The 21392-nt window shown below is 34.9% G+C and carries 18 protein-coding genes; 9 read left to right on the top strand and 9 right to left on the bottom strand.

Annotation, left to right across the window (positions count from 1 at the left end):
• Positions 1 to 22: 22 nt before the first annotated feature.
• The 6 genes from BCR24_RS06720 to BCR24_RS06695 form a co-directional block, all read right to left on the bottom strand.
• Entirely contained in the window at positions 23 to 820 is a 798-nt protein-coding gene (locus BCR24_RS06720) for a WxL domain-containing protein (protein ID WP_069639790.1), read from the bottom strand.
• Positions 817 to 1161, bottom strand: coding sequence for an LPXTG cell wall anchor domain-containing protein (locus tag BCR24_RS06715; RefSeq protein ID WP_167351671.1), 345 nt, complete (start codon positions 1159 to 1161; stop codon positions 817 to 819). Before BCR24_RS06715 ends, BCR24_RS06720 begins: the two co-directional genes overlap by 4 nt.
• A 27-nt stretch (positions 1162 to 1188) precedes the next feature.
• Positions 1189 to 3645: a hypothetical protein gene (locus BCR24_RS06710; RefSeq protein WP_069639789.1), complete on the bottom strand. Its 2457-nt coding sequence runs from the start codon at positions 3643 to 3645 to the stop codon at positions 1189 to 1191.
• Between the two features lie 54 nt (positions 3646 to 3699).
• The gene (locus BCR24_RS06705; RefSeq protein ID WP_069639788.1) at positions 3700 to 5043 is read right to left on the bottom strand and encodes a pectate lyase-like adhesive domain-containing protein; all 1344 of its coding nucleotides are present in this window, start codon (positions 5041 to 5043) and stop codon (positions 3700 to 3702) included.
• 237 nt (positions 5044 to 5280) lie between these two features.
• Positions 5281 to 6003 carry a winged helix-turn-helix domain-containing protein gene (locus tag BCR24_RS06700; protein WP_069639787.1) on the bottom strand — a complete coding sequence of 241 codons (723 nt, stop codon included), beginning with the start codon at positions 6001 to 6003 and terminating at the stop codon, positions 5281 to 5283.
• A gap of 405 nt (positions 6004 to 6408) precedes the next feature.
• A complete protein-coding gene (locus BCR24_RS06695) occupies positions 6409 to 7518 on the bottom strand; it encodes a tyrosine-type recombinase/integrase (RefSeq protein ID WP_069639786.1) in 1110 nt (369 codons plus the stop codon).
• Between the two features lie 621 nt (positions 7519 to 8139).
• Here BCR24_RS06695 and BCR24_RS06690 point away from each other — a divergent pair.
• The gene (locus tag BCR24_RS06690) at positions 8140 to 8883 is read left to right on the top strand and encodes a TraX family protein (RefSeq protein ID WP_083244336.1); all 744 of its coding nucleotides are present in this window, start codon (positions 8140 to 8142) and stop codon (positions 8881 to 8883) included.
• A 767-nt stretch (positions 8884 to 9650) separates the two neighbouring features.
• On the opposite strand, the gene groL is transcribed toward BCR24_RS06690, so the two are convergent.
• Positions 9651 to 11279 carry a chaperonin GroEL gene (gene groL / locus BCR24_RS06685; protein ID WP_069639784.1) on the bottom strand — a complete coding sequence of 543 codons (1629 nt, stop codon included), beginning with the start codon at positions 11277 to 11279 and terminating at the stop codon, positions 9651 to 9653.
• A gap of 61 nt (positions 11280 to 11340) precedes the next feature.
• Entirely contained in the window at positions 11341 to 11625 is a 285-nt protein-coding gene (gene groES / locus BCR24_RS06680; RefSeq protein WP_069639783.1) for a co-chaperone GroES, read from the bottom strand.
• Between the two features lie 246 nt (positions 11626 to 11871).
• Here groES and BCR24_RS06675 point away from each other — a divergent pair, with 246 nt between their 5' ends.
• Both BCR24_RS06675 and BCR24_RS06670 read left to right on the top strand, forming a co-directional pair.
• Positions 11872 to 12054 carry a hypothetical protein gene (locus BCR24_RS06675; protein WP_069639782.1) on the top strand — a complete coding sequence of 61 codons (183 nt, stop codon included), beginning with the start codon at positions 11872 to 11874 and terminating at the stop codon, positions 12052 to 12054.
• A 59-nt stretch (positions 12055 to 12113) separates the two neighbouring features.
• Entirely contained in the window at positions 12114 to 12794 is a 681-nt protein-coding gene (locus tag BCR24_RS06670; protein ID WP_069639781.1) for a CPBP family intramembrane glutamic endopeptidase, read from the top strand.
• A gap of 54 nt (positions 12795 to 12848) precedes the next feature.
• Here the strand turns inward: BCR24_RS06670 and BCR24_RS06665 are convergent, their stop codons facing one another.
• A complete protein-coding gene (locus BCR24_RS06665; RefSeq protein WP_069639780.1) occupies positions 12849 to 13514 on the bottom strand; it encodes a redox-sensing transcriptional repressor Rex in 666 nt (221 codons plus the stop codon).
• A 216-nt stretch (positions 13515 to 13730) separates the two neighbouring features.
• On the opposite strand from BCR24_RS06665, the gene BCR24_RS06660 reads away from it, so the two are divergent.
• The 6 genes from BCR24_RS06660 to BCR24_RS06635 all read left to right on the top strand — a co-directional run bounded on the left by BCR24_RS06660 (position 13731) and on the right by BCR24_RS06635 (position 21068).
• A complete protein-coding gene (locus tag BCR24_RS06660; RefSeq protein ID WP_069639779.1) occupies positions 13731 to 15677 on the top strand; it encodes an ABC-F family ATP-binding cassette domain-containing protein in 1947 nt (648 codons plus the stop codon).
• Positions 15678 to 15690: 13 nt separating this feature from the next.
• Positions 15691 to 16326, top strand: coding sequence for a GntR family transcriptional regulator (locus BCR24_RS06655; protein ID WP_069639778.1), 636 nt, complete (start codon positions 15691 to 15693; stop codon positions 16324 to 16326).
• Positions 16327 to 16441: 115 nt separating this feature from the next.
• Positions 16442 to 17281, top strand: a complete 840-nt coding sequence (locus BCR24_RS06650) for an AraC family transcriptional regulator (RefSeq protein WP_069639777.1) — start codon at positions 16442 to 16444, stop codon at positions 17279 to 17281.
• Between the two features lie 22 nt (positions 17282 to 17303).
• Positions 17304 to 17783 carry a GyrI-like domain-containing protein gene (locus tag BCR24_RS06645; protein WP_069639776.1) on the top strand — a complete coding sequence of 160 codons (480 nt, stop codon included), beginning with the start codon at positions 17304 to 17306 and terminating at the stop codon, positions 17781 to 17783.
• Between the two features lie 386 nt (positions 17784 to 18169).
• The gene (locus tag BCR24_RS06640) at positions 18170 to 19360 is read left to right on the top strand and encodes a quaternary amine ABC transporter ATP-binding protein (protein WP_069639775.1); all 1191 of its coding nucleotides are present in this window, start codon (positions 18170 to 18172) and stop codon (positions 19358 to 19360) included.
• Positions 19353 to 21068, top strand: a complete 1716-nt coding sequence (locus tag BCR24_RS06635; RefSeq protein ID WP_069639774.1) for an ABC transporter permease/substrate binding protein — start codon at positions 19353 to 19355, stop codon at positions 21066 to 21068. Before BCR24_RS06640 ends, BCR24_RS06635 begins: the two co-directional genes overlap by 8 nt.
• Positions 21069 to 21392: the final 324 nt, after the last annotated feature.

Genomic DNA, 21392 nt, shown 5'->3' with positions numbered 1-21392 from the left:
CCTCCTAGTTTTTGTATAATATCTATGGTAACTCGGCTAATATCCAAGTTAGCACCGTTGAATAAGCACCAGTTTGTTTTTCTGTTTCTTTTGGAACAGAAAGCGTAATCGCCTGATTACTATAAACTGGTTTTTTAAAAATTGGATCTTCTATTGATTTGCCAGAAGAATCCAGTCTTGGTTCTAATGAATTTGGGCGCTCATTTTTATTTTCTTTTGATGCGCCAAAGATAATGCTCCATGTTCCGGAGCCTTTGTCAGGTTGTGCTTGCGCCAAATTATAGGTGTCGCCAATATTACTCATGTGAATAACTTCTTTGGAAACACTTGGTGAAAGGGAAGCATCTTTAGTTGAATTGGTCCATATTTGGTCTAAAGAAATCACTGCACCTTTTAATTCGGCACCCGCTTTTGTCCTATGTTTAAATTGTTGTTCTTGTCTGACTTGTAATGTCCAGCCAGTTGAATCATCGCGATAATCTGATACTTGAACAAAATTTCCTCTAGCCTTGGTATCGCCATGAAACAATTGGGCATTGACTGGGAATACAGCAGTTTTATCAGAAATCATGACTGTGCTAAAATTTAATTTTGGTACAAAATCGATTCGTAAATCACCTTCTGTTTGCGGCGTTTCACCTGGATCAACTTGTACTTCTGGATTTTCAGGGTCACGAATAATAGAATCGGTCTCTTTAAATCGTTTAAGATCGATTTCAGCTCCACCTTCACGGGCGCTTTCGGCCTGTACTTGGTCAAACTGACCGTAAAGAAATAGTACGGTGCCAAATAACGCAACCAAAAATGTTCTTTTTTTCATTCGCTTTGCCCGTCCTTTCCATCTGCTGATTTTTTTCTTTTAAATAGATAAAAAATCAACGCAAACAAGACGATAGCTACTCCACTCACTGATAGACTTTTTGCTACTAATTCTCCAGTTGAAGGAAACTTACCTGCAGGCTTTTTTATCAGCTCATTACTAGACTCAGTCGACGACTCACTTGTTGCAGAAGTTGTTTGGGTACTTTCTTGCGTAAATACAATTTCCCCATCCGTTTGCACCGCTGCTTCTACTCCATAAGCCGGAATAGTTTTTACAGTAAACATACTGCCCACAAAAACAAGGAAAACAAGAACAACACTAGCTCGTAATTTTTTCATGATCAATTGATTGTCTCTCCTTTGCTTTTAAGGCGTTGCATTTACCGTAAACTCTATTTTTGCTTGGTACTTCCCTAATGTTTTAACAGCATCTCCTGGTACATCCAATTTAAAGCCTTTGCCTTTTGAGTTCCAAGTTTGGCTGACATCATACTCATTACTACTGGTATGTTCGTCAATCAGCAGATCACGATTTTCAGCAAGATTGAATTTTTTTTCTTCATCCGTACCGTCGTTATAGCGTAAGATGTCTGGAATAACTTTTTTAGCACCGTTTGTTTCAGTTAAAGTAAAGTCTTGTATCAATTTTGCTGACAGTGTCCATTTTTGTTTGACTGCTCGCGTATCTTTGATGATCAACGCTTTATCAAGTTTTGCTTCATTTACACGAATCGCTTTATAACTTGACTCTTCAATCCCAAAATCAAGTAAACTTGGGCTAGATGATAAGAATAAGGTCCCCTCAAATTCATACTCAACCGTATTACCTGTACCAGCAAGATTAAATTCTTCTGTTACCGTATTCGTCTGTTTATAACCCGCTTCTTTGATCGCCGCGACCGTATCAACAACTGACTTAATATTTTTTAAATTAATCGGCGCGCCAATCATTTGTGTTGAATCAACATAATCTGGGTATTTATCCGTCATATAGTTGCCATTGATTTTGTACTTGACCCTTAATTCGGCCGCAATCGGTACAACTGTTACTTTCACTTCAATATCTTTCGTGACATTTTTAGCTGTTGTTAATGTTAGCCATAACGATTTTTCTCCTAATACAGATGTATCAGGTAAAGAGTGATTTGTGCTATACGCAACTTTTATAGGCTTATCAATTTTATTATCTGTATCAACAGAAATGTTTTTCAAGAAATAGTTTTCAGTATCCGTTGGTAATGGATTCGTATTGAATGGATAATCTGTTTCAAAATCAGTATTCAGTGGAATCTTAATATCTGATTTTGCTTGTGCAGTTGGTATTCCCTCATATAACACTTTAGCTTGGGAATCACTACCATTCACATTTTTTGCCACTTCAGATTCTAATGGTTTATTATCAATGTTTAAAAAACTATTGATATAACTATAATACGCAACTGTTTTAGGTCCCGCTTGTTCAAAAATCATATAGCCGTTATCTTCATTTGTAGAATCTTTTGCATTAACATATCCGTATGGCGAAGTTGCTGTTGCATCAAACTGAAATTTAGCATTAGGAACAGCCACTACTTTGATATCAAATAAACTACCATTAAATGCATCAGAAGTAGGATCCTTTGCTGTCATTGTTACTTTTGATCGCTCTGTTCCTTCATAAGTAATAGTAAAAAGATCACTCTTTTTGATCGTTGTTCCATATTCATAAATATCGATCGATTGGATATCATAAAAATCTGGTACTTGTGTTTCAAGTCTAAATTTAGTATTTCTATTTTCTTTCGAATTATCAGCAATTCCCTGAAGGATTGAATATTTCAATGATCTGTATTCTGGATCTGTGTGTACAGCTTTGTTTCGTTCACCAGAGACAATAGGTGTTGCTGGAGCAATTCGTGCTAAAGATTCGGTAGAGTATAAAACAGCCATTTGTCCTGGATAGGGATTAGGTTGATTGTAATCCCACCCTTGATATTCCATAGTCATTTCATATTTTTGTTTTTCAAATAAATTCGTTAATCTTCCGCTTGGTTGATCTACTTCTTCATCATCACTTGTCATTTCAAAAGTGTTATTTTCTATTTTGTAACCTATGTTTGAATCATCTCTAACGTACATATCACTAAAACTAGCGGTTGGAAACGGAAAAGCTACTTTTTTATTGATGTTAACATTACTGAAATTCCACGAACCTTTTAAATCAAAACTTTCTTTTGAGTCATTATAATAAAATTCGTAATGGTATCGAACTTTATCGCCTAACTGAAATTCTTCATAGTGATTATACAAACCTGATCCAATCATTAGATAGTAGCTTCCCCAAGATGTGGCAATTGGTGTATTTGTCATACTATCCCGCTCTGAAGCATCTACCGCAAAGAAACGGAAAGAAGGATATTTGCCATTACTTTTCTTTGCAAAGTCCATTTCATCAATGACAAATTTTAAATCTACACTGCGACCATTATAGAGTCCTGCATTTCGAACCCAAACACCTTTTTCGGCACTCGGATTCTCTGGATTAAACTGATACACTTTTGTTTTACTTCCAGAAAATCCTGAATCTATTATTGGTTCACCGATAGGCTCATATGAAACGTTATCTGTGAGTTTGAACATAAAACCAAAATCACCAGATATCTCCGTATTTGATCCACTTTTAGCGACTAAATTTATCCCATTAGCTGTCTTTATATCTTGATAACCAGGTAACGGTGCGGCAAAGATTTTATTCTCATTAGAAATATGAAACTGAACATAACCAGAAACTAGGGCAATTAGCCCTAGTCCTAGAAAGAGAAAAATCTTAATATGTTTCTTCATTATTTTCCTCCTCTCTTTTAAAATTCAAAACCAAATACTGTCTTTTTACAAAGCTTAGATGCTTCCACCAGCTAAAGTAAGTTTCCCATAATTTTCAAGTTTGAATTCTTGATCACCTGTTAAACTACCAGTAACTGATAACGTTTTGCTGTTGCAAATTTTACCAAAGTTCACTGCAAATTCTTGACCGCCTCTAAATGTTTCTGTAGCAGGAGTTGTATAATCTCCACCTAATTGACCCCAAGTTGAGATACGACCAACATTTGTACCATTGATAGTTGTATTAGTGGCATAGAATAATTTTGAATTTGCACGTTTATTCGCTACTTCGAAGTTTCTTGGCGCATTTAAATTGATTACAGCACCTTTATATTCACTTTCGATAACTGATTTTGAGCTGTCACCAGTAACAACTAATTCAGCTGCACGATCTACGTTTACGACTGTTCCATAATACTGTAATTTCATTGTTGAGTAGTTTCCGCCTCCACGACCATTGAATTTCACTTTACTTCTTGAAGCTAAATTCAACGTTGGTACTTTATTTACATAGTCAGCACGCGGAATAAATTGGAATGCAACACCTGCAGCATCAACATCAAAAGTTGCACCAGTACCTACATCCACTTTTTGAACTTTGTCGTAAAATACTGGGTAATAGTGATTCACATTACTTTGTGGTCCAATTTTTACATTTACATTAGCATTATCACCAATAATCGCTTCTCCAGTTGCTTTTCCTTTGATCAAGGCACCATTGAAGTAGAATGCTGAGAATTGACCGTGATCTTTATTTGCAGCAATTCCGTTGTAAGTAGAGCCTGCTTTAAATTCAAGATCATGAACCCACGCATTTTCAGCACGAGTTGTGATTGTATTTGTGCCATCAAATGTTAATTTACCTTCACTAAGGTGAACGAAACGAGCACCTGTATATGTCACATTTGTTGCTAAAACATCCCAGCCGTAGCTTGAAGGTCCGTTACCAGCTCCACCAGTGAAGAAACGGCCGTCGCTATCAGCACCAACGATGTTAGCATTTGTGATGGTAACAAGGTTTTTGCCTTTAGTATTTTGTTTACCATAAATTGAGTTGTGGGCTGAATTGATTACTACTCCTTTATCTGCATTACCATTGATTGTTAAGTCGCGATTTGGAATATTAGTAATGTTCTTTTTAAATTGGATACTTTGGTTTACGTTGATCACAGTGATTGTTGGATTTTTCAACGCTGCATCAAATTCGTCAATCGTTGATACTTCAGCTGTCCCTTCAGCTGCATAAGCCACGATTGATTCTCCTGAAAATGGAGCTGGTACTGCTAACACTACTGCACCTAATGCAACAGTTGCAGCTAATGTTAGTAGACTTCTTTTTAATACTTGTGTTTTTTTCAATTCTTTTTCCTCCTAAAGTGTGTGTTTGTCGAAACTTTTTACTCCCCTCCTTTCCAGAAAACGAGTCATGATTTACTTACTCATATTCCTAACCAGTTTCGCAAATGATTTTTTTGACTGAAATCAAATATACAAGCATGTCTTTTCCTCCCGTTTCGTTAAAAATCAAGTGGTTTCTATATTTTTACTGAGCCTGTGTTCCATCAGCCGATTCTCAGTCTTTTATTTTTTCAGTGGCTAAATATTCAACATATAGCCTTTTGATCGGATCGTTTTGATATATTTCGGTTTATCAATATCAAGTTCAAGTTTTTGTCTTAAATGAAATACTAAATTGGATACCCGATACTTTCGATTTTGATACGTATCGTTCCAAACATTTTGATAGATTTCTTCATATGTCTTTGTTTTACGAGCATGTTTATGTAAGTATTCGATTGTAAGAAACTCTAATTTCGTTAAATTGACTTCTTTTCCATTCTCAACACAGACACTTAAGTTTTGAGGTACCAATTTAAAATCAGCAACTCCATTGATTAATGATGGTTCAACAATGTCTTGTTTATTCTCCCTTTGTTTAAAACGTTTTAGTAAGTTTCTCATCATCAGCAACGATTCATCCATATCTTGACCATGATCAATAATGCCATCTGCCCCTAGTTGCAAATAAACAATTCGTTTCGTTCGATTAGCTTTTTCTGATGAGGCGATGATCCAAAGTGGTAGTGTTGTTTGTTTCCGTATAGACATGATCAATTCACAAACCCAATTGAGATTGTTTAAGTTATAATCTTCAATAATTAAAGTATCTAGTTGCTGTAATAGATTATTATTATTTGCAAACAGTTGAGTGGTTCTTTCTTTATCGATCATTTCAATATGGCATTGAAGTGATTTCAACTCTTTCTTATACTGCTCACCTAATTCGTTGTTAAGTGATATGTACCCAATTTTGTACATTATTGATGCCCTCCTCTATCATCATTTGTCTATGCTTGCGGCTGAATTTTTCTTTTTGATCATTACTTCTATTTATTTGAAGTCTTTAGAGTATGGAAATTTCTGATTTACGATTATAATAGTTGTAAGTCTATTCATTAAGGTCTTGTAAATAGACATCGACGGTCTATCAAAAATAGGATAGTTGACCCAACTGTTTTTCTTGAATGTAGCAGTTATAAGAAAACACACTAATTTTGCTTATTTACAAACATTAGTTACTTTTATTGACCATTTTATGACGGCTTAAAAGTTCATTTCAACGCTATCTTTTCCAGTATATTTTTGCTTTAAAATAAAAAAAGTACCTGAGAAAACTAAAAATTAGTTTTTTCAAGTACTTTTTATTAGTCCACTACGACGGAACTACAGGCCCAATTTACTATCAATAACTGAAACAGCAGCTTTTCTATTTTCCCAAAGAGAATCTGTGTATGTATCTAAGGTCAGTTTTATAGAAGCATGTCCCATAAGTTTACTTAGGGTAGCAATATCAATGCCTTGCTCCACACATCGTGTAGCGAAAGTATGCCGTAAAACATGAAAATGAATGTTTCTAATACCAGCTTCTTCTATATTTTTTCTAAATCGATAACTAATAACTCGTGGTTCAGCATAACTATTTTTACAGAAAATTACATATTCAGAAGAATCATTGTTTTGTTTTTCTAATAGATAATTTTTTAAATTTTTTGCTAATGGGATCGATCGCTTCGAACTTTTTGTTTTAGGTTCTGCCATAATAACTTCTGTTTTTTTGCTATTCGTTGTATTCTGAATTCTATAGAGCGTTCTTCTTACATAGATAATATTTTTATCAAAGTCTATATCCGTCCATTTTAAGCCGCTGATTTCTCCGATTCTTAGACCAGTATACAAAGCTAAAATGACAGCTGAACAGTTTTCTTCCTTTAAAGCGACTTTCTCTAATCTATCTTGTTCTTTCATCGTTAGAACAGAGATCTCGTTTATTGCAGTTGTCGGTAACGACAAGTTGTTACATGGATTAGAAATAATATAATTTTCAACTACTGCTTTATTCATAGCACTTTTCAATACGGTTACAATAGAATGGACGGTTGAAGCTGATAAATTTAAAAGAGTTAAATAATTAACGAATTCCTCAACCTCCCTACTATTTAAATGAGTCAATTGTTTTTTTCCTAGAAACGGAATAATATATTTATCCATACGCAAACGATAACTCGAATAAGTAGACAACTTAATTTTTTTACGCATCAGTACATTTAACCAATGATTTAGCCAATCTTGAACCGTACCTTCGTATATGTGAATGTTCTTGTGAGTAAAAGAGTATTGAACTTTCAATTCAGCTAATCTTTCTTTTACATATTTATAACGTTTCCCATAAATATAGCCGTAAACAATTTTTCCGTACTCATTTCTCGCTTTCATATATCGGCCTTCCCAACGGCCATCCTTTCTTTTATAGATGTTTTCCCCTTTTCTACTCACTACATGACACCCTTTCCCAAAAAATTGACGGCTTATTTGACGGCTTAAAAATATAAATCTATTTTTTATGTCTAGGTAACTACCATTCCCTGTTTATAATAAAAGATGATACTAAATTAAAATTTGATATTTTCAATTAAAACAAACTACAGCTAAGCATTTCCATAAAATCCCCTTTAATTATTCTCAATTTTTTCTCGTTTTATTGAAAAATATGATAAAAAAAAGATATTTTAATTATAGACTGCTTCCTTACTTTGATATAGAATGGACTAGTAGTCTAAATTATATTACGGTTAACATTTATTAGATTTATATTTTCTTATAACTGCTACATTCAAGAAAAAATTTTACTACTCAGCAATAATCTCATTATAACAATATATCGTATTTTTTTCACCATTTAATATAAATTATATCTTTTTAAAAAAAGAAAAAAACTATTTTGGACAACTTCTTCTGAATTTCATCTCATTACCTAAAAATCTACTACTTCTATAATGATCCCTTTCCTAATTATAAATTCAAGCAAAAAAACTATTCCTTTTCATTTAAGTCTAATTCTAGAGATAATATGGTAAAATAATGTATCTATATAACTTACTAAAAGGAGTACGATTATTGGAATCAAGAGCTTTTTTTTCAGGTAGTCAATTAAAATGGCTTGCCGTTTTTGCCATGCTGCTTGACCACGCAGCAAAAATTATTTCTTTTCAACCTTCGCTAACATTAGCTGTTCCATATGGAACGGAACCTAATAAGCTAGTAGAAATCAGTCAACGGCTAGTTCCTTTATTTATCTTATTTGGAAGATTAGCATTTCCACTATTCTGTTTTTTACTCGTAGAAGGCTTTATCCATACTTCAAATGTTAAAAAATATGCATTACGTTTGTTTTTATTTGCGTTAGTTTCCGAGATACCTTATGATTTAGCTTTTTCACATCGCTTTATTGATTTGGAGAATCAGAATGTATTTTTCACCTTATTAATTGGCTTGATTGTTATTATTGGATTAGAAAAATTACGAACACTCACAAAAATCAAGTATTTTTGTGCTCCTCTATTGATTTTGGTGGGTATTTTTTTGGCTGAGTGGTTACGGACAGATTACGGTGGTTGGATTGGTGTTTTACTGATTGTGAGTCTCTATCTATTTCGAGACTCAACTTTATTCAACTGTATTTTAGGAGGGTTGATTCTTTTACAGAATAGCTGGTTTGGACCACTGGCTTTTGTACCTATCTATTTTTACAATGATCAACGTGGCAGACAGTGGAAATACTTTTTTTATTGGTTTTATCCAGTTCATTTGTTGGTTTTGCTTACTATTCAGCAGTTTTTGATTGCGCTTAAGATGAATTGATTTAAGCATACAAAAGAGCCCGAGAAGAAAAGTTTATTTCCAATACAGCTGCTTTTTTCTCGCCGTTTATTCAGATTTAGAGCGCGAAGCAAAACTGACCTTTGGTTTTGTCTCGCGCTCTTTCTTACGATTAGTCAAGTGGAAAATAAAGAAAAAAATATTCTAACGGCGATATCCTTTTAAAAAATGCTTAGGAAATTTTACTTAGCTAAGGGATTAATGTAAAATGTGCGATTCCTTTTTGTGAAATTAAGTTAATTCTACTGACTTTTGAGCTGAATTCTAAAAGTAAGGTTTGATCATATTAGTTGAAGTATGATAGCTACTTAATAGCTTCCGCCATATAAAAATTAGAGAAATGAATAGAATATTCAATGTCACATCATATTTATATTTGTAACTAATAAAATTATCGTTTTAGAAATATTAAACTAACCAGAAATTCAAGTTTCAAAAATTGATTTGAATAAGATACGGTATAAAAAACATATTTCTCAACAACATTGATTAATAGAGCGTTCAAAAACTTCTAATGCTCTAGAAAAACTAAAACATAAGTACCATTGTTACTTCAAACTCTGGTAATACACAATACTAATGAAATAGAATAAACTAAACATAGAGAAAAATGATTTTCATGTATCTTTACGCTCTATGTTACTAAAATAAAACTGTCTAATCTAATTAAAAAATATTTCTTTGGAACTTTCTAAAAATCCTATTTAATAAAAAAAGAACCTTGAAATATCAAGGTTCTTCATTCATTCTTACATCATGCCGCCCATACCCATTGATGGATCCATTGGAGGCATACTTGCTCCTGCTGGTTCAGGTTTATCAGCAACAACTGCTTCTGTCGTTAATAGTAAAGCTGAAACAGAAGCCGCATTTTGTAATGCTGAACGCGTTACTTTAGTTGGGTCAACGATTCCTGCTTCAACCATGTTTACCCATTCACCGTTCGCAGCATTGAAGCCAATTCCTAAATCAATATTTTTTAATTTATCGACAATTACTGAACCTTCGTAGCCAGCATTTTCTGCAATTTGACGGATTGGTTCTTCTAAGGCACGGATAACAATTTTCACACCTGTTGCTACATCACCTTCAGCTTCTAATGCAGCAACTTTGCCGATTACGTTGACTAGAGCAGTACCACCACCAGAAACCATTCCTTCTTCTACTGCGGCACGAGTTGCATTCAATGCATCTTCGATACGTAATTTTAATTCTTTTAATTCAGTTTCTGTCGCAGCACCGACTTTAACCACTGCCACACCGCCAGCTAATTTAGCTAAACGTTCTTGTAATTTTTCACGATCAAAATCAGATGTTGTTTCAGCGATTTGATTTTTAATTAATTGAATACGTGCATCGATTCCAGCTTTTTCACCTGAACCTTCTACAATTGTCGTATTGTCTTTATCAACAACCACTTTGCTTGCATTTCCAAGATTTTCAATCGTTGTATCTTTTAATTCTAAACCTAAATCATCTGTAATCACAGTTCCGCCTGTTAGAATTGCAATATCTTCAAGCATCGCTTTACGACGATCGCCAAAACCAGGAGCTTTCACTGCAACAACGTTAAATGTTCCACGAATTTTATTTAACACTAACGTAGGTAAAGCTTCACCGTCAACGTCATCAGCGATGATCAATAATGGACGACTTTGTTGTAAAATTTGTTCCAATAACGGTAAAATATCTTGTATATTAGAGATTTTTTTATCTGTGATCAAGATATATGGATTTTCTAGAACAGCTTCCATTTTATCGTTATCCGTTACCATGTATTGTGATAAGTAGCCACGGTCAAATTGCATACCTTCAACGACATCTAATTCTGTTTCGATTCCTTTAGATTCTTCGATCGTGATGACACCGTCGTTGCCTACTTTTTCCATTGCATCCGCAATTAATTGACCAACGCGCTCATCACCAGATGAAACAGCTGCAACTTGTGCGATTGCTTCTTTCGAATCTACGACTGTTGAGATATTGTGTAATTCTTCAACAGCTGTTTTTGTTGCCAATTCGATGCCTCGACGGATACCTAATGGATTAGCACCCGCAGTTACGTTCTTTAATCCTTCACGAACGATTGCTTGCGTTAATACCGTAGCTGTTGTTGTTCCATCTCCTGCGATATCATTTGTTTTAGATGCAACTTCTGAAACCAATTTAGCACCCATATTTTCAAAATGATCTTCTAATTCGATTTCTTTAGCAATTGTTACACCGTCATTTGTAATTAGTGGTGAACCAAAAGATTTTTCTAAAACAACGTTACGGCCTTTAGGACCTAATGTTACTTTTACTGTATCCGCTAAAATATCTACTCCACGAAGCATCGCTGCACGTGCATCTTCTGCAAATTTGATTTCTTTTGCCATAATTCCTTCACCTCAAAAGTTTTATTTTTTTATTTAAATGTTTTTTTATGCGTTAAACAGTTTATTCAACGATTGCAATGATGTCTTTACCTGAAACGATCAAATAGTCATTACCTTCATATTTTACTTCTGTACCAGAATATTTTTCAAACATCACTGTGTCGCCTACTTTTACATCGGCAGGAACTTTTGTACCGTTTTCTAGTACACGGCCTTCACCTACTGCGATAACGTTTCCTGTTTGGGGCTTTTCTTGAGCTGCTGATGCTAAGACGATACCACCTACTGTTTTTTCTTCTTCTTTCGCGACTTCAATAACGACGCGATCGCTTAATGGTTTTAACACAATAAATCCCTCCATAAAAAATATTTATCTTTTTTAGCACTCTTAGTTATCGAGTGCTAACTCACACTATTTATAATACTCATTTCACTTTCATTTTGCAAGTCTTTTGACTAACTTTTAAAAATAATTCTTTCTTTTTCACCAATCTCAAATCATTTCTACAAACTATTTTTTTACAAACTCATTATAATTCTTTGTTCTCATTCATTTCATGGTAAAATAAGAATAGAAAGCGAGGCGATTGAAATGAAACAACGAATCACAGGAGCTTTGATTGCTACTGGTCTTTATTTGATCATTGCCAATGTTGGTAACTTCTTTTTTGGTGTCACTAGGCGTTTTGATTGGACCACTACTTTATGGGAAGCAGCCTTTTTTTTCGTATTTATCTTCCTATTGCTAGGCTATCGCAATAATCATAAGAAATAAAAGGTTCCATTATGGTATATTTTTTTAGGCTACAAATGATGAAAGGAGTTTTTTATTTTATGTCTACTAATTTATCGCTAAAAAAAATTAGTCTGATCACGATTCTTTTATACGGACTCGTATTCTTTTCCCCTTACTTATTTCAACCATTTTCAGCAGATATCGTAATTGCTGGCACAACCTTCACCTATATTCTCGGTGCAATTTTGATGATTTGGTTGTATTTTAAAAATAGAAAGACAGCTGTCACTATAGTGGAAGAGAAAGCCAAACTAACTTCACCTGTCTTCACTATGTTACTTGGTTTTAGTGGGATATTTATAGCGATGATCATTCAAGCAATTGTTTTTAGTATTGAAACAGCAATCACGGGAGCTCAGCCTAGTTCACAAAACACCCAAAATATTATTGCCGTAATTTTAGCTAATCCACTCTTTATATTGGCTACAACGATTGGTGGACCAATTATGGAAGAATTTGTTTTTCGCCGTTCACTGATCGGGTTAACAGAGTCTTACACCGGCTTTTGGTTTGCTGCGATCATTAGTTCTTCTTTATTTTCAATTATCCATCAAGATGGTCATTTTTTTGTCTATTTTTTCATGGGCTTCTTTTTTGCTCTATTGTATAAAATGACTGGTAAAATCTGGACTTCGATCATTGCCCACTGCGGCATGAACACGCTCGTAGTAATTGCTCAACTTGTGCTTCATTATGCAAATATTGAACTACCAAAATAAAAAACCCCCTATGATTGCATCTTTTAAACAATGTGCAAACATAGGGGGTTTGTATTATTCTTTTTCGTCTTCGATTTCAGCATCCGCCAATTCATTGTCATGATGCAAGAAGTAAATCAACGTTTGTAATTCGTTTGTTAAGTCAACGTTTTGAATCAAAACATCTGTTGGAGCAACTAATCTAGCAGCCGTAAAGTTTAAAATACCTTTTACACCAGCATCTGCTAACTGACTTACAACTTCTTGGGCTTTTCTAGCTGGTAAAGTCAAAATAGCTACTTCGATTTGTTGTACACGAATCTGCTCCATCATATCCGTCATTGGATATACTGGAATTCCATCTACGATTCTGCCAACAATATCATCATTGACATCAAATGCGCAGCTCACACGAATACTATTACTTTGATGGAATTTATACTTTAATAAGGCACTTCCTAAGTTCCCTACACCAATCAAAGCTACATTGGTTAGCTCATCATCATTCAAAGTTTTTGCAAAGAAATTCATTAAATTCTCTACATCATAACCATAACCACGTTTGCCTAATTCTCCGAAATAAGAAAAATCTCGTCGAATCGTTGCACTATCTACTTGCACTGCATCACTGAGCTCTGTAGATGACACTTTATTTTTTCCTGCATCATGCAGGATTCTCAAATAACGATAATATAGGGGAAGGCGTCTAGCCGTTGCTTTTGGAATAATTTGGTCTTTCACAATCGTACCTCCAATACTCTAAATATAGACAAATATCCATCTCTCATAATAGCAGTTGTTCTAGTTAAAAAGCAATCTTACAGCTCAAGAAAAGAACAATTTTTCAAACTTTCTTTAATTGTCCAGATAAATTTCACTCCCCATCATTTGTATAGGTGCTATTTTCGATCGATTTATGCTACACTAAAGGCATTGAAATAGAAATGAGGATGTCCCATGATTTTACTCCAAGCAAACCAAATCGCCCGCTATTTTGGCGCAGATACTTTGTTTGAAAACATACAAATGGAGGTTAGCACCAATAGTCGGATCGCTTTAGTCGGCCGCAATGGCGCTGGTAAATCTACCCTACTAAAAATAATCGCTGGTATCGATGCACCTGATGCCGGTACGATTGCAAAAAATAAAACAGCTAGCTTAGGCTATCTTGCACAAGATACTGGACTTGATTCTGATAAAACGGTTTGGGATGAAATGCTTGAAGCTTTTGTTGATGTAATCACAATGGAAGAACGAATGCGTGAACTAGAATTGATCATTAGTGAACTGCTGCCTGATGCTGTAAATTATGAGGCCGTAATGAAAGAATATGATCGACTACAACATGACTTTTCAGAAAAAAATGGTTACGGCTATGAAAATGAAATTCGTTCCGTCCTACATGGTTTTGGCTTTAAGGAAGAGTTCTATTCAAAACAGATCAGTACCTTATCGGGTGGTCAAAAAACGCGTTTAGCTTTAGCTCGTATGCTATTACAAAAACCAGATATCTTGATTCTTGATGAACCGACCAACCATTTAGATATTGATACTCTTTCTTGGTTAGAAAATTACTTACCGAGTTATTCTGGTGCGCTTTTGATCGTCTCTCATGATCGATACTTTTTAGATAAAGTGGTTAGTGAAGTATATGAAATCAGCCGTCATAAAATGCGTTATTATAAAGGAAATTATTCAAAATATTTAGAATTAAAAGCCGAACAATTGACTAGCGAGTGGAAAGCTTATGAAAAGCAACAAACAGAAATCAACAAACTTGAAGATTTTGTTGCCCGCAATTTAGTCAGAGCATCAACAACTAAGCGAGCTCAAAGCCGAAGAAAAACTTTAGAAAAAATAGAACGTTTAGATCGGCCCCAAGGTGATGAAAAATCCGCTAATTTCCTATTCGCCATTGAAAAAGCGTCTGGAAATGTTGTTTTACAAGTGGAAGATGCGGCAATTGGATATGACGCTCATATTTTATCAGAACCTGTCTCTTTAGATATTCGTCGCCAAGAAGCGATTGCTTTAGTTGGTCCTAACGGAATTGGTAAATCAACGCTATTAAAATCGATTATCGGAACGATTCCTTTCATTAAAGGTGAAGCAAATATTGGAACAAATGTTCAGATCGGTTATTATGACCAAGAACAAGCAGATTTACATGGAACAAAAACCGTATTAGCTGAACTGTGGGATGAACATCCGACAACTCCTGAAAAAGATATACGAAATATTTTAGGCAGCTTTTTATTTAGTGGTAATGATGTAGAAAAAACAATTCCACTTTTAAGTGGTGGTGAAAAAGCGCGTGTCGCTTTAGCAAAATTATCCATGGATAAAGAAAACTTTTTAATTTTAGATGAACCGACCAACCATTTAGATATCGATAACAAAGAAGTCTTAGAAAATGCTCTGATTGATTATGAAGGGACACTTTTATTTGTTTCTCATGACCGTTACTTCATTAATCGCATCGCAACGAAAGTCATTGAACTTTCCGAAACTGGCAGTAAACTCTATTTAGGTGATTACGATTATTATCTAGAAAAGAAAAAAGAAGAAGAAGAATTAGCGACATTATTAGCTGAAGAGTCTACGACTAAATATACGGAAACCGCAAAACCTAAAAATGATTTTTACCAAAACAAAGAACAACAGAAAGTCCTACGTAATTTAAACCGCAAAATTACACAAATTGAAGAAAACCTTACAACGCTTGAGACAACGATCAACCAACTTGAACAATCAATGAGCGATCCAACATTGGTTGATGACCATATGCAGCTAATGGCTTTAAATGAAGAATTAGAAACGAAACGAATTGAACAGGAAGAGTTGCTGACAGAATGGGAAAATCTTAGTTTAGAACTGGAAGAATTAGAAGAAAATAATCAATGAAAGGCGGTCAAACATGACTTCAAAACGTATGAATGTGACAAATCCTAAGTATCAGCAAATTGCTGTTGATGTAGCCGCTAAAATCGCTGATCAGACCTTTCCAGTTGGCGATAAAATTCATGCCCGCTCGACGCTTGCAAATAAGTACAGCGTTTCTCCTGAAACGGCGCGTAAAGCCATCAGCGTGTTAGTTGATTTAGAAATCGTCAAAGCAAAACATGGCAGTGGATTCTATGTTCATTCAATTGAAAAAGCTAAACTCTTCATCGAGCAATATCAGGATGTTCAATCCATCCATGATTTGAAAGATGATCTAATTGATAGTGTCAAAAAACAAAAAGAAGAATTAAGTCACTTCTCAGAAATTTTAGACAAACTTGTTGATCAGACCAAGCGCTTTGACTCATTCAACCCGTTGAATCCAGTAACCTTTACACTAACCAGTGATGCCTCGCATCTTGAAATGACGATCAGCGAGTTAAATTTATGGCAAAGTACTTCTGCTACTTTGATTGCGATCAAACATGGTGACGAGCTTCTTGTGTCCCCTGGTCCCTATGCAAAACTGACTTCAGGTGATACGATTTATTTTGTTGGTCATGAATCAACACTACAACGAGTTCAGAATTTTTTCTATCCAAACTCTTAATTTATTTATAATCGTTTATCTTTACTTTAAAAGAAATAGCGACAATTCTTGTACAAGAATTGTCGCTATTTCTCTTCAAATCTTTGCTATTATTTTGTCATGTGGAGGAATAAAAATGAATTTTTCAGATTCAATGGAAAAAGTACTGAACTATATTGAAAATAATCTAAAAAGCACAATTGAATTAGAAACACTAGCTACATACATGCATTGTTCCGCTAATGATCTTCAACGGCTATTTTCATTAGTCTTTGGACTATCGCTCAAACAATATATCCGCAAACGCAGATTATCAGAAGCAGGAGCAGAACTTCAAAATAGTTCACAAACAATCCTTTCCCTTGCCTTAGACTATCAATACGAATCATCTACCTCTTTTACGAGAGCTTTTAAATCAATGCATGGAATAACTCCTTCAAATGCCCGTAAAGAAAAGAATAAGTTAGTTTTATTTTCCAAAATAAGATTCAATATGTCAGTCACTGGGTACCAAATACTGCATTATACGATTGTATCTAAAGATTCCTTTAAGCTTATCGGACAAAAAGAGCGTGTCACCCGTGATCAAATTCCTAAAGTTTCTCAAGCTATTATTCAAAACTTGAAATCAAAATTTTCGAACGAATTTAGTACTCCCTTAGAGATTTATCAAGGATGTAGCGCTATTCACTCAGATATCTTTGATTTTTTTGTCGCTTTAAAAGTGTCTGAGCACTATCAACTACAAAAAAACTGTCAATTAGAAGAGTTCATCATTTCAAGTGCAAGATGGGCGATTTTTTCTTTTGAATTAGACGAATTAAGTCAGCTTCGGTATGTATGGGAACAATTGCTTACTACCCACTCTTCACTTAAATTTTTACCATCTGGCTTACCAGAACTTGAACGCTTTACTAAAAAAAACGAGTCTTCAAAATTCATTGGAGAAATCCATATTCCACTAAACATAATCTAATCTTACAGGAGGAAAATACAATATGGATATAACTTTTACTACAATACCACCTAAAAAAATAATTGGTCTAGCCATTACAACATGTCTAGAAAAGGATTCAGAAGTAACTAGCCAACTCTGGAGAAATTTTATAAATAGAAAAGCAACAATACAAAATCAATTAAATCAAAATAGCTTGTCCGTAAAAGTTACGGATACGCAATTTTCTTTTAAGGATTCAAAAAGCTCTTATCAAAAATGGGCCGCTGTAGAAGTATTTGATTTTTACAACATAGAAAAACCATTAGCATCAACTACTTTAGCCGGTGGACAATATGCTGTATTTACATTTAAAGGACCTGCTCAGAATTTTCCAACCATATTTTTCAAAGTTATCAACGACAGTTTGCCCCAATCAGGTTACCAAATTGATTTAAATAGGGAACAATTTGAAGTTTTGGATGTAAATTATCATCCTTATGATATAAACGCTCAAGAAGAAGTTTGGATTCCAATAAAATAAAAATAACTACTTTTACTTAAACTATATATAAAACCGTTATGACTACTTTTGTTAGAGTGTAATTATATCGGTTTTTTGCATGGGTTATCTTTAAATCTATGCTTCTTTTAGTAACTAATTGGATTATTTCCTTTGCCAATATAAGTTCCTAATTTGACAAAGTGACTACACGATGTTAATCTAGAATGGTCACTTTTTTTACAGAAAAGAAAATGATTTTCATTACATGTAAATCATGTTGTAGCATCATCTAGCTTCACATGTTAGTCTTTCGGGAAAAAGATAAAAACTGAATGAGATAACAAACGTCTCAGCCTATTTTTTACTATTTTCCTGTCAAGGCTAAATAAGCTCGTTTAGCTTTTAAAATAAGGAGGAATTTTGTTTTGCCCAAAGTAAAAGTATCGCATTTAACAAAAATATTCGGTAAGAAATCAAAACAAGCACTGGATATGATCAAAGAAAACAAAGATAAAACCGAGATCTTGAAAAAAACGGGCGCTACCGTTGGGGTTTACGATGTGAATTTCGAAGTAGAAGAAGGAGAAATTTTCGTGATCATGGGTCTTTCTGGTAGTGGTAAATCAACGTTGATTCGTCTTTTGAATCGTTTGATCGAACCAACTTCAGGAAATATTTTTATCGACAATCAAGACATCTCAAAATTAGACAAAGAAGGACTTAGAGAAGTTCGTCGCAATAAAATGAGTATGGTCTTCCAAAATTTTGGTCTCTTCCCTCACCGCACCATCTTAGAAAATACTGAATATGGTTTAGAAGTTCGTGGTGTTCCAAAAGAGGAACGAACAGCAAAAGCCGAACAAGCTTTAGAAAACTCAAGCTTACTCGCTTTTAAAGATCAGTTTCCTAATCAGCTATCTGGTGGCATGCAACAACGTGTCGGCTTAGCTAGAGCTTTAGCTAACGATCCAGAAATTTTACTGATGGACGAAGCCTTTTCTGCTCTTGATCCATTGATTCGTCGGGAAATGCAAGATGAGCTAGTCGATTTACAAGAAAATGTGAAAAAAACGATCATCTTTATCACCCACGATTTAAATGAAGCTTTACGCATCGGTGATCGAATTGCTTTAATGAAAGATGGTCAGATCATGCAAATCGGTACTGGTGAAGAAATCTTAACGAACCCAGCTAACGATTATGTACGAACCTTCGTTGAAGATGTCGATCGTTCAAAAGTCTTGACTGCTCAAAATATCATGGTTCCAGCACTAACGACCAATATTGAAATTGACGGTCCAACCGTTGCGCTAACACGGATGCGCCAAGAAGAAGTTAGTATGCTTTTAGCTGTTGATAAAAAACGTCAACTAAAAGGTGTTGTCCGAGCTGAACGCGCTCTAGAAGCACGTAAAACAGGTAAACCATTAACTGACTATGTGGATACAGATATTACTTCTATCGACAAAGATATGCTTGTCAACGATATTTTCCCAATCATCTATGATTCACCTACACCAGTTGCTGTAACGGACAACAATAAATTGCTTGGTGTCGTCATCAGAGGTAGCGTTCTTGAAGCATTAGCAGAAACAGAGGTGAATATCAATGAATAATTATCAATTACCAGTAGCAGATTGGGTCGAAACAATTACAGAATGGATGACGAATACTTTTTCTGGCGTTTTTAGTTTCTTCCAATCAACAGGTCAAAGCTTAATGGACGGAATCACTTCCCTATTAGTTGCCATTCCTCCTGTACTATTTATTATCATTTTAACTGCCATTGCATTCTTTATTTCAAATAAGAAAATTGGTTTAAGTTTATTTACTCTGATCGGCTTGTTTTTCATTTATAATCAAAATCTATGGACAGATTTAATGAGTACTGTGACTTTAGTTTTACTTTCCAGTGTGGTTTCGATCGTCATTGGTGTGCCACTTGGAATTTTAATGGCTAAAAGTAACAAAGCACAAAGTATTATTACCCCTATTTTAGATTTCATGCAAACAATGCCGGGATTTGTTTATTTGATTCCTGCCGTTGCCTTTTTCGGAATTGGGATGGTTCCTGGAGTATTTGCCTCAGTGATTTTTGCTTTACCACCGACTGTTCGTTTTACGAATCTTGGAATACGTCAAGTACCGAAAGAACTGGTTGAAGCTTCTGATTCATTTGGTAGTACGGGTTGGCAAAAATTATTCAAACTGGAATTACCATTAGCTAAAAATACCATTATGGCGGGTGTCAATCAAACAACCATGCTAGCACTTTCTATGGTAGTTATCGCATCAATGATTGGAGCGCCTGGTCTTGGTCGTGGCGTTCTTTCTGCCTTACAACGTGCTCAAGTCGGAAATGGTTTTGTTAATGGGGTTGCTTTAGTTATCCTAGCCATTATCATTGATCGTTTTACTCAAAACTTGAATAAGAAAAAAACAACTCCAGCTAAGTCAAAATTATCTAAAAAACAAAAAATTGGTGGGACTGCTGTTGCTATTGTAGCGATTATCGCTTTGATCGCGGGCTCTACTCTTTTCTCTTCTGCAAAAAATGGAGAAAAAAACATTTCTCTTTCTTATGTAGAATGGGATACAGAAGTTGCCTCAACTCATGTTGTAGGAGAAGTATTAAAAGACGTTGGTTACAATGTCTCACTAACACCGTTGGATAATGCCATTATGTGGGAATCAATCTCAAAAGGAGAGACAGATGCAATGGTTGCCGCTTGGTTACCCGGAACTCACGGTGAGCAATACAAACAATACAAAGATAAAGTGGATGATTTAGGTGAAAATCTAAAAGGTGCAAAACTTGGTATCGTTGTTCCACAATATATGGATGTCGACTCGATCGAAGACTTAAAAGATCAAGCTGGTAAAAAAATAACTGGGATCGAACCTGGTGCAGGTGTTGTTGCAGCGGCTGAAAAAACACAAAAAGCTTATAACAACTTATCTGATTGGTCAGTTGAAACTTCTTCTTCAGGTGCCATGACTGTTGCATTAGGACAAGCCATCAAAAACAAAGAAGAAATCGTGATTACTGGTTGGTCCCCTCATTGGATGTTTGCTAAATATGACCTTAAATATTTAGAAGATCCAAAAGGCACGATGGGCAAAGAAGAAACGATTCACACAATAACTAGAAAAGGATTGGAAAAAGAAAATCCTGAAGCCTATAACATCTTGAAAAATTTCCATTGGACAAAAGAAGATATGGAATCTGTGATGTTAGAAATCAACAATGGAACTGACCCAACACAAGCTGCTAGAAATTGGATTGATAGTCATGAAAAAGAAGTAGCTGAGTGGAAAAAATAATAAAAAGTGCTGACCATAATTTCTATGGTCAGCACTTTTTTATGTATATCTAAAGAACTAATTGGATAGATTAGACTTTTATAGTTTTAGAATATGAACCACTTCACTCACTTTCGTTCGACAAGTATTGTTCAGCATCTGCTCAGGCTTTGCCAGATTTAATACTTTTTTTCTACTTTCCCCTTTAGAACTTATCTTCCATCTTTTACTCTTGGTGACGAGATAATATGGTAACTTCGCTCACTTTCGCTCGCCAAGTATTGTTCAGCATCTGCTCTGGTTTTGCCAGTCGCAGTGATGAACATATAAATACCGCTCGGCTGG

Origin of the sequence: Enterococcus ureilyticus (genome assembly GCF_001730315.1) — a bacterium.
Taxonomy (GTDB): domain Bacteria; phylum Bacillota; class Bacilli; order Lactobacillales; family Enterococcaceae; genus Enterococcus_L; species Enterococcus_L ureilyticus.
The sequence above is the reverse complement of the archived record's forward strand: the minus strand, read 5'-3'. Positions and strand labels throughout refer to the sequence as shown.

Coding starts and splice junctions, on each gene's coding strand:
- BCR24_RS06720 (WP_069639790.1), bottom strand. CDS start 820: ATGAAAAAAAGAACATTTTTGGTTGCGTTATTTGGCACCGTACTATTT.
- BCR24_RS06715 (WP_167351671.1), bottom strand. CDS start 1,161: ATGAAAAAATTACGAGCTAGTGTTGTTCTTGTTTTCCTTGTTTTTGTG.
- BCR24_RS06710 (WP_069639789.1), bottom strand. CDS start 3,645: ATGAAGAAACATATTAAGATTTTTCTCTTTCTAGGACTAGGGCTAATT.
- BCR24_RS06700 (WP_069639787.1), bottom strand. CDS start 6,003: ATGTACAAAATTGGGTACATATCACTTAACAACGAATTAGGTGAGCAG.
- groL (WP_069639784.1), bottom strand. CDS start 11,279: ATGGCAAAAGAAATCAAATTTGCAGAAGATGCACGTGCAGCGATGCTT.
- BCR24_RS06675 (WP_069639782.1), top strand. CDS start 11,872: ATGAAACAACGAATCACAGGAGCTTTGATTGCTACTGGTCTTTATTTG.
- BCR24_RS06670 (WP_069639781.1), top strand. CDS start 12,114: ATGTCTACTAATTTATCGCTAAAAAAAATTAGTCTGATCACGATTCTT.
- BCR24_RS06660 (WP_069639779.1), top strand. CDS start 13,731: ATGATTTTACTCCAAGCAAACCAAATCGCCCGCTATTTTGGCGCAGAT.
- BCR24_RS06655 (WP_069639778.1), top strand. CDS start 15,691: ATGACTTCAAAACGTATGAATGTGACAAATCCTAAGTATCAGCAAATT.
- BCR24_RS06650 (WP_069639777.1), top strand. CDS start 16,442: ATGAATTTTTCAGATTCAATGGAAAAAGTACTGAACTATATTGAAAAT.
- BCR24_RS06645 (WP_069639776.1), top strand. CDS start 17,304: ATGGATATAACTTTTACTACAATACCACCTAAAAAAATAATTGGTCTA.
- BCR24_RS06635 (WP_069639774.1), top strand. CDS start 19,353: ATGAATAATTATCAATTACCAGTAGCAGATTGGGTCGAAACAATTACA.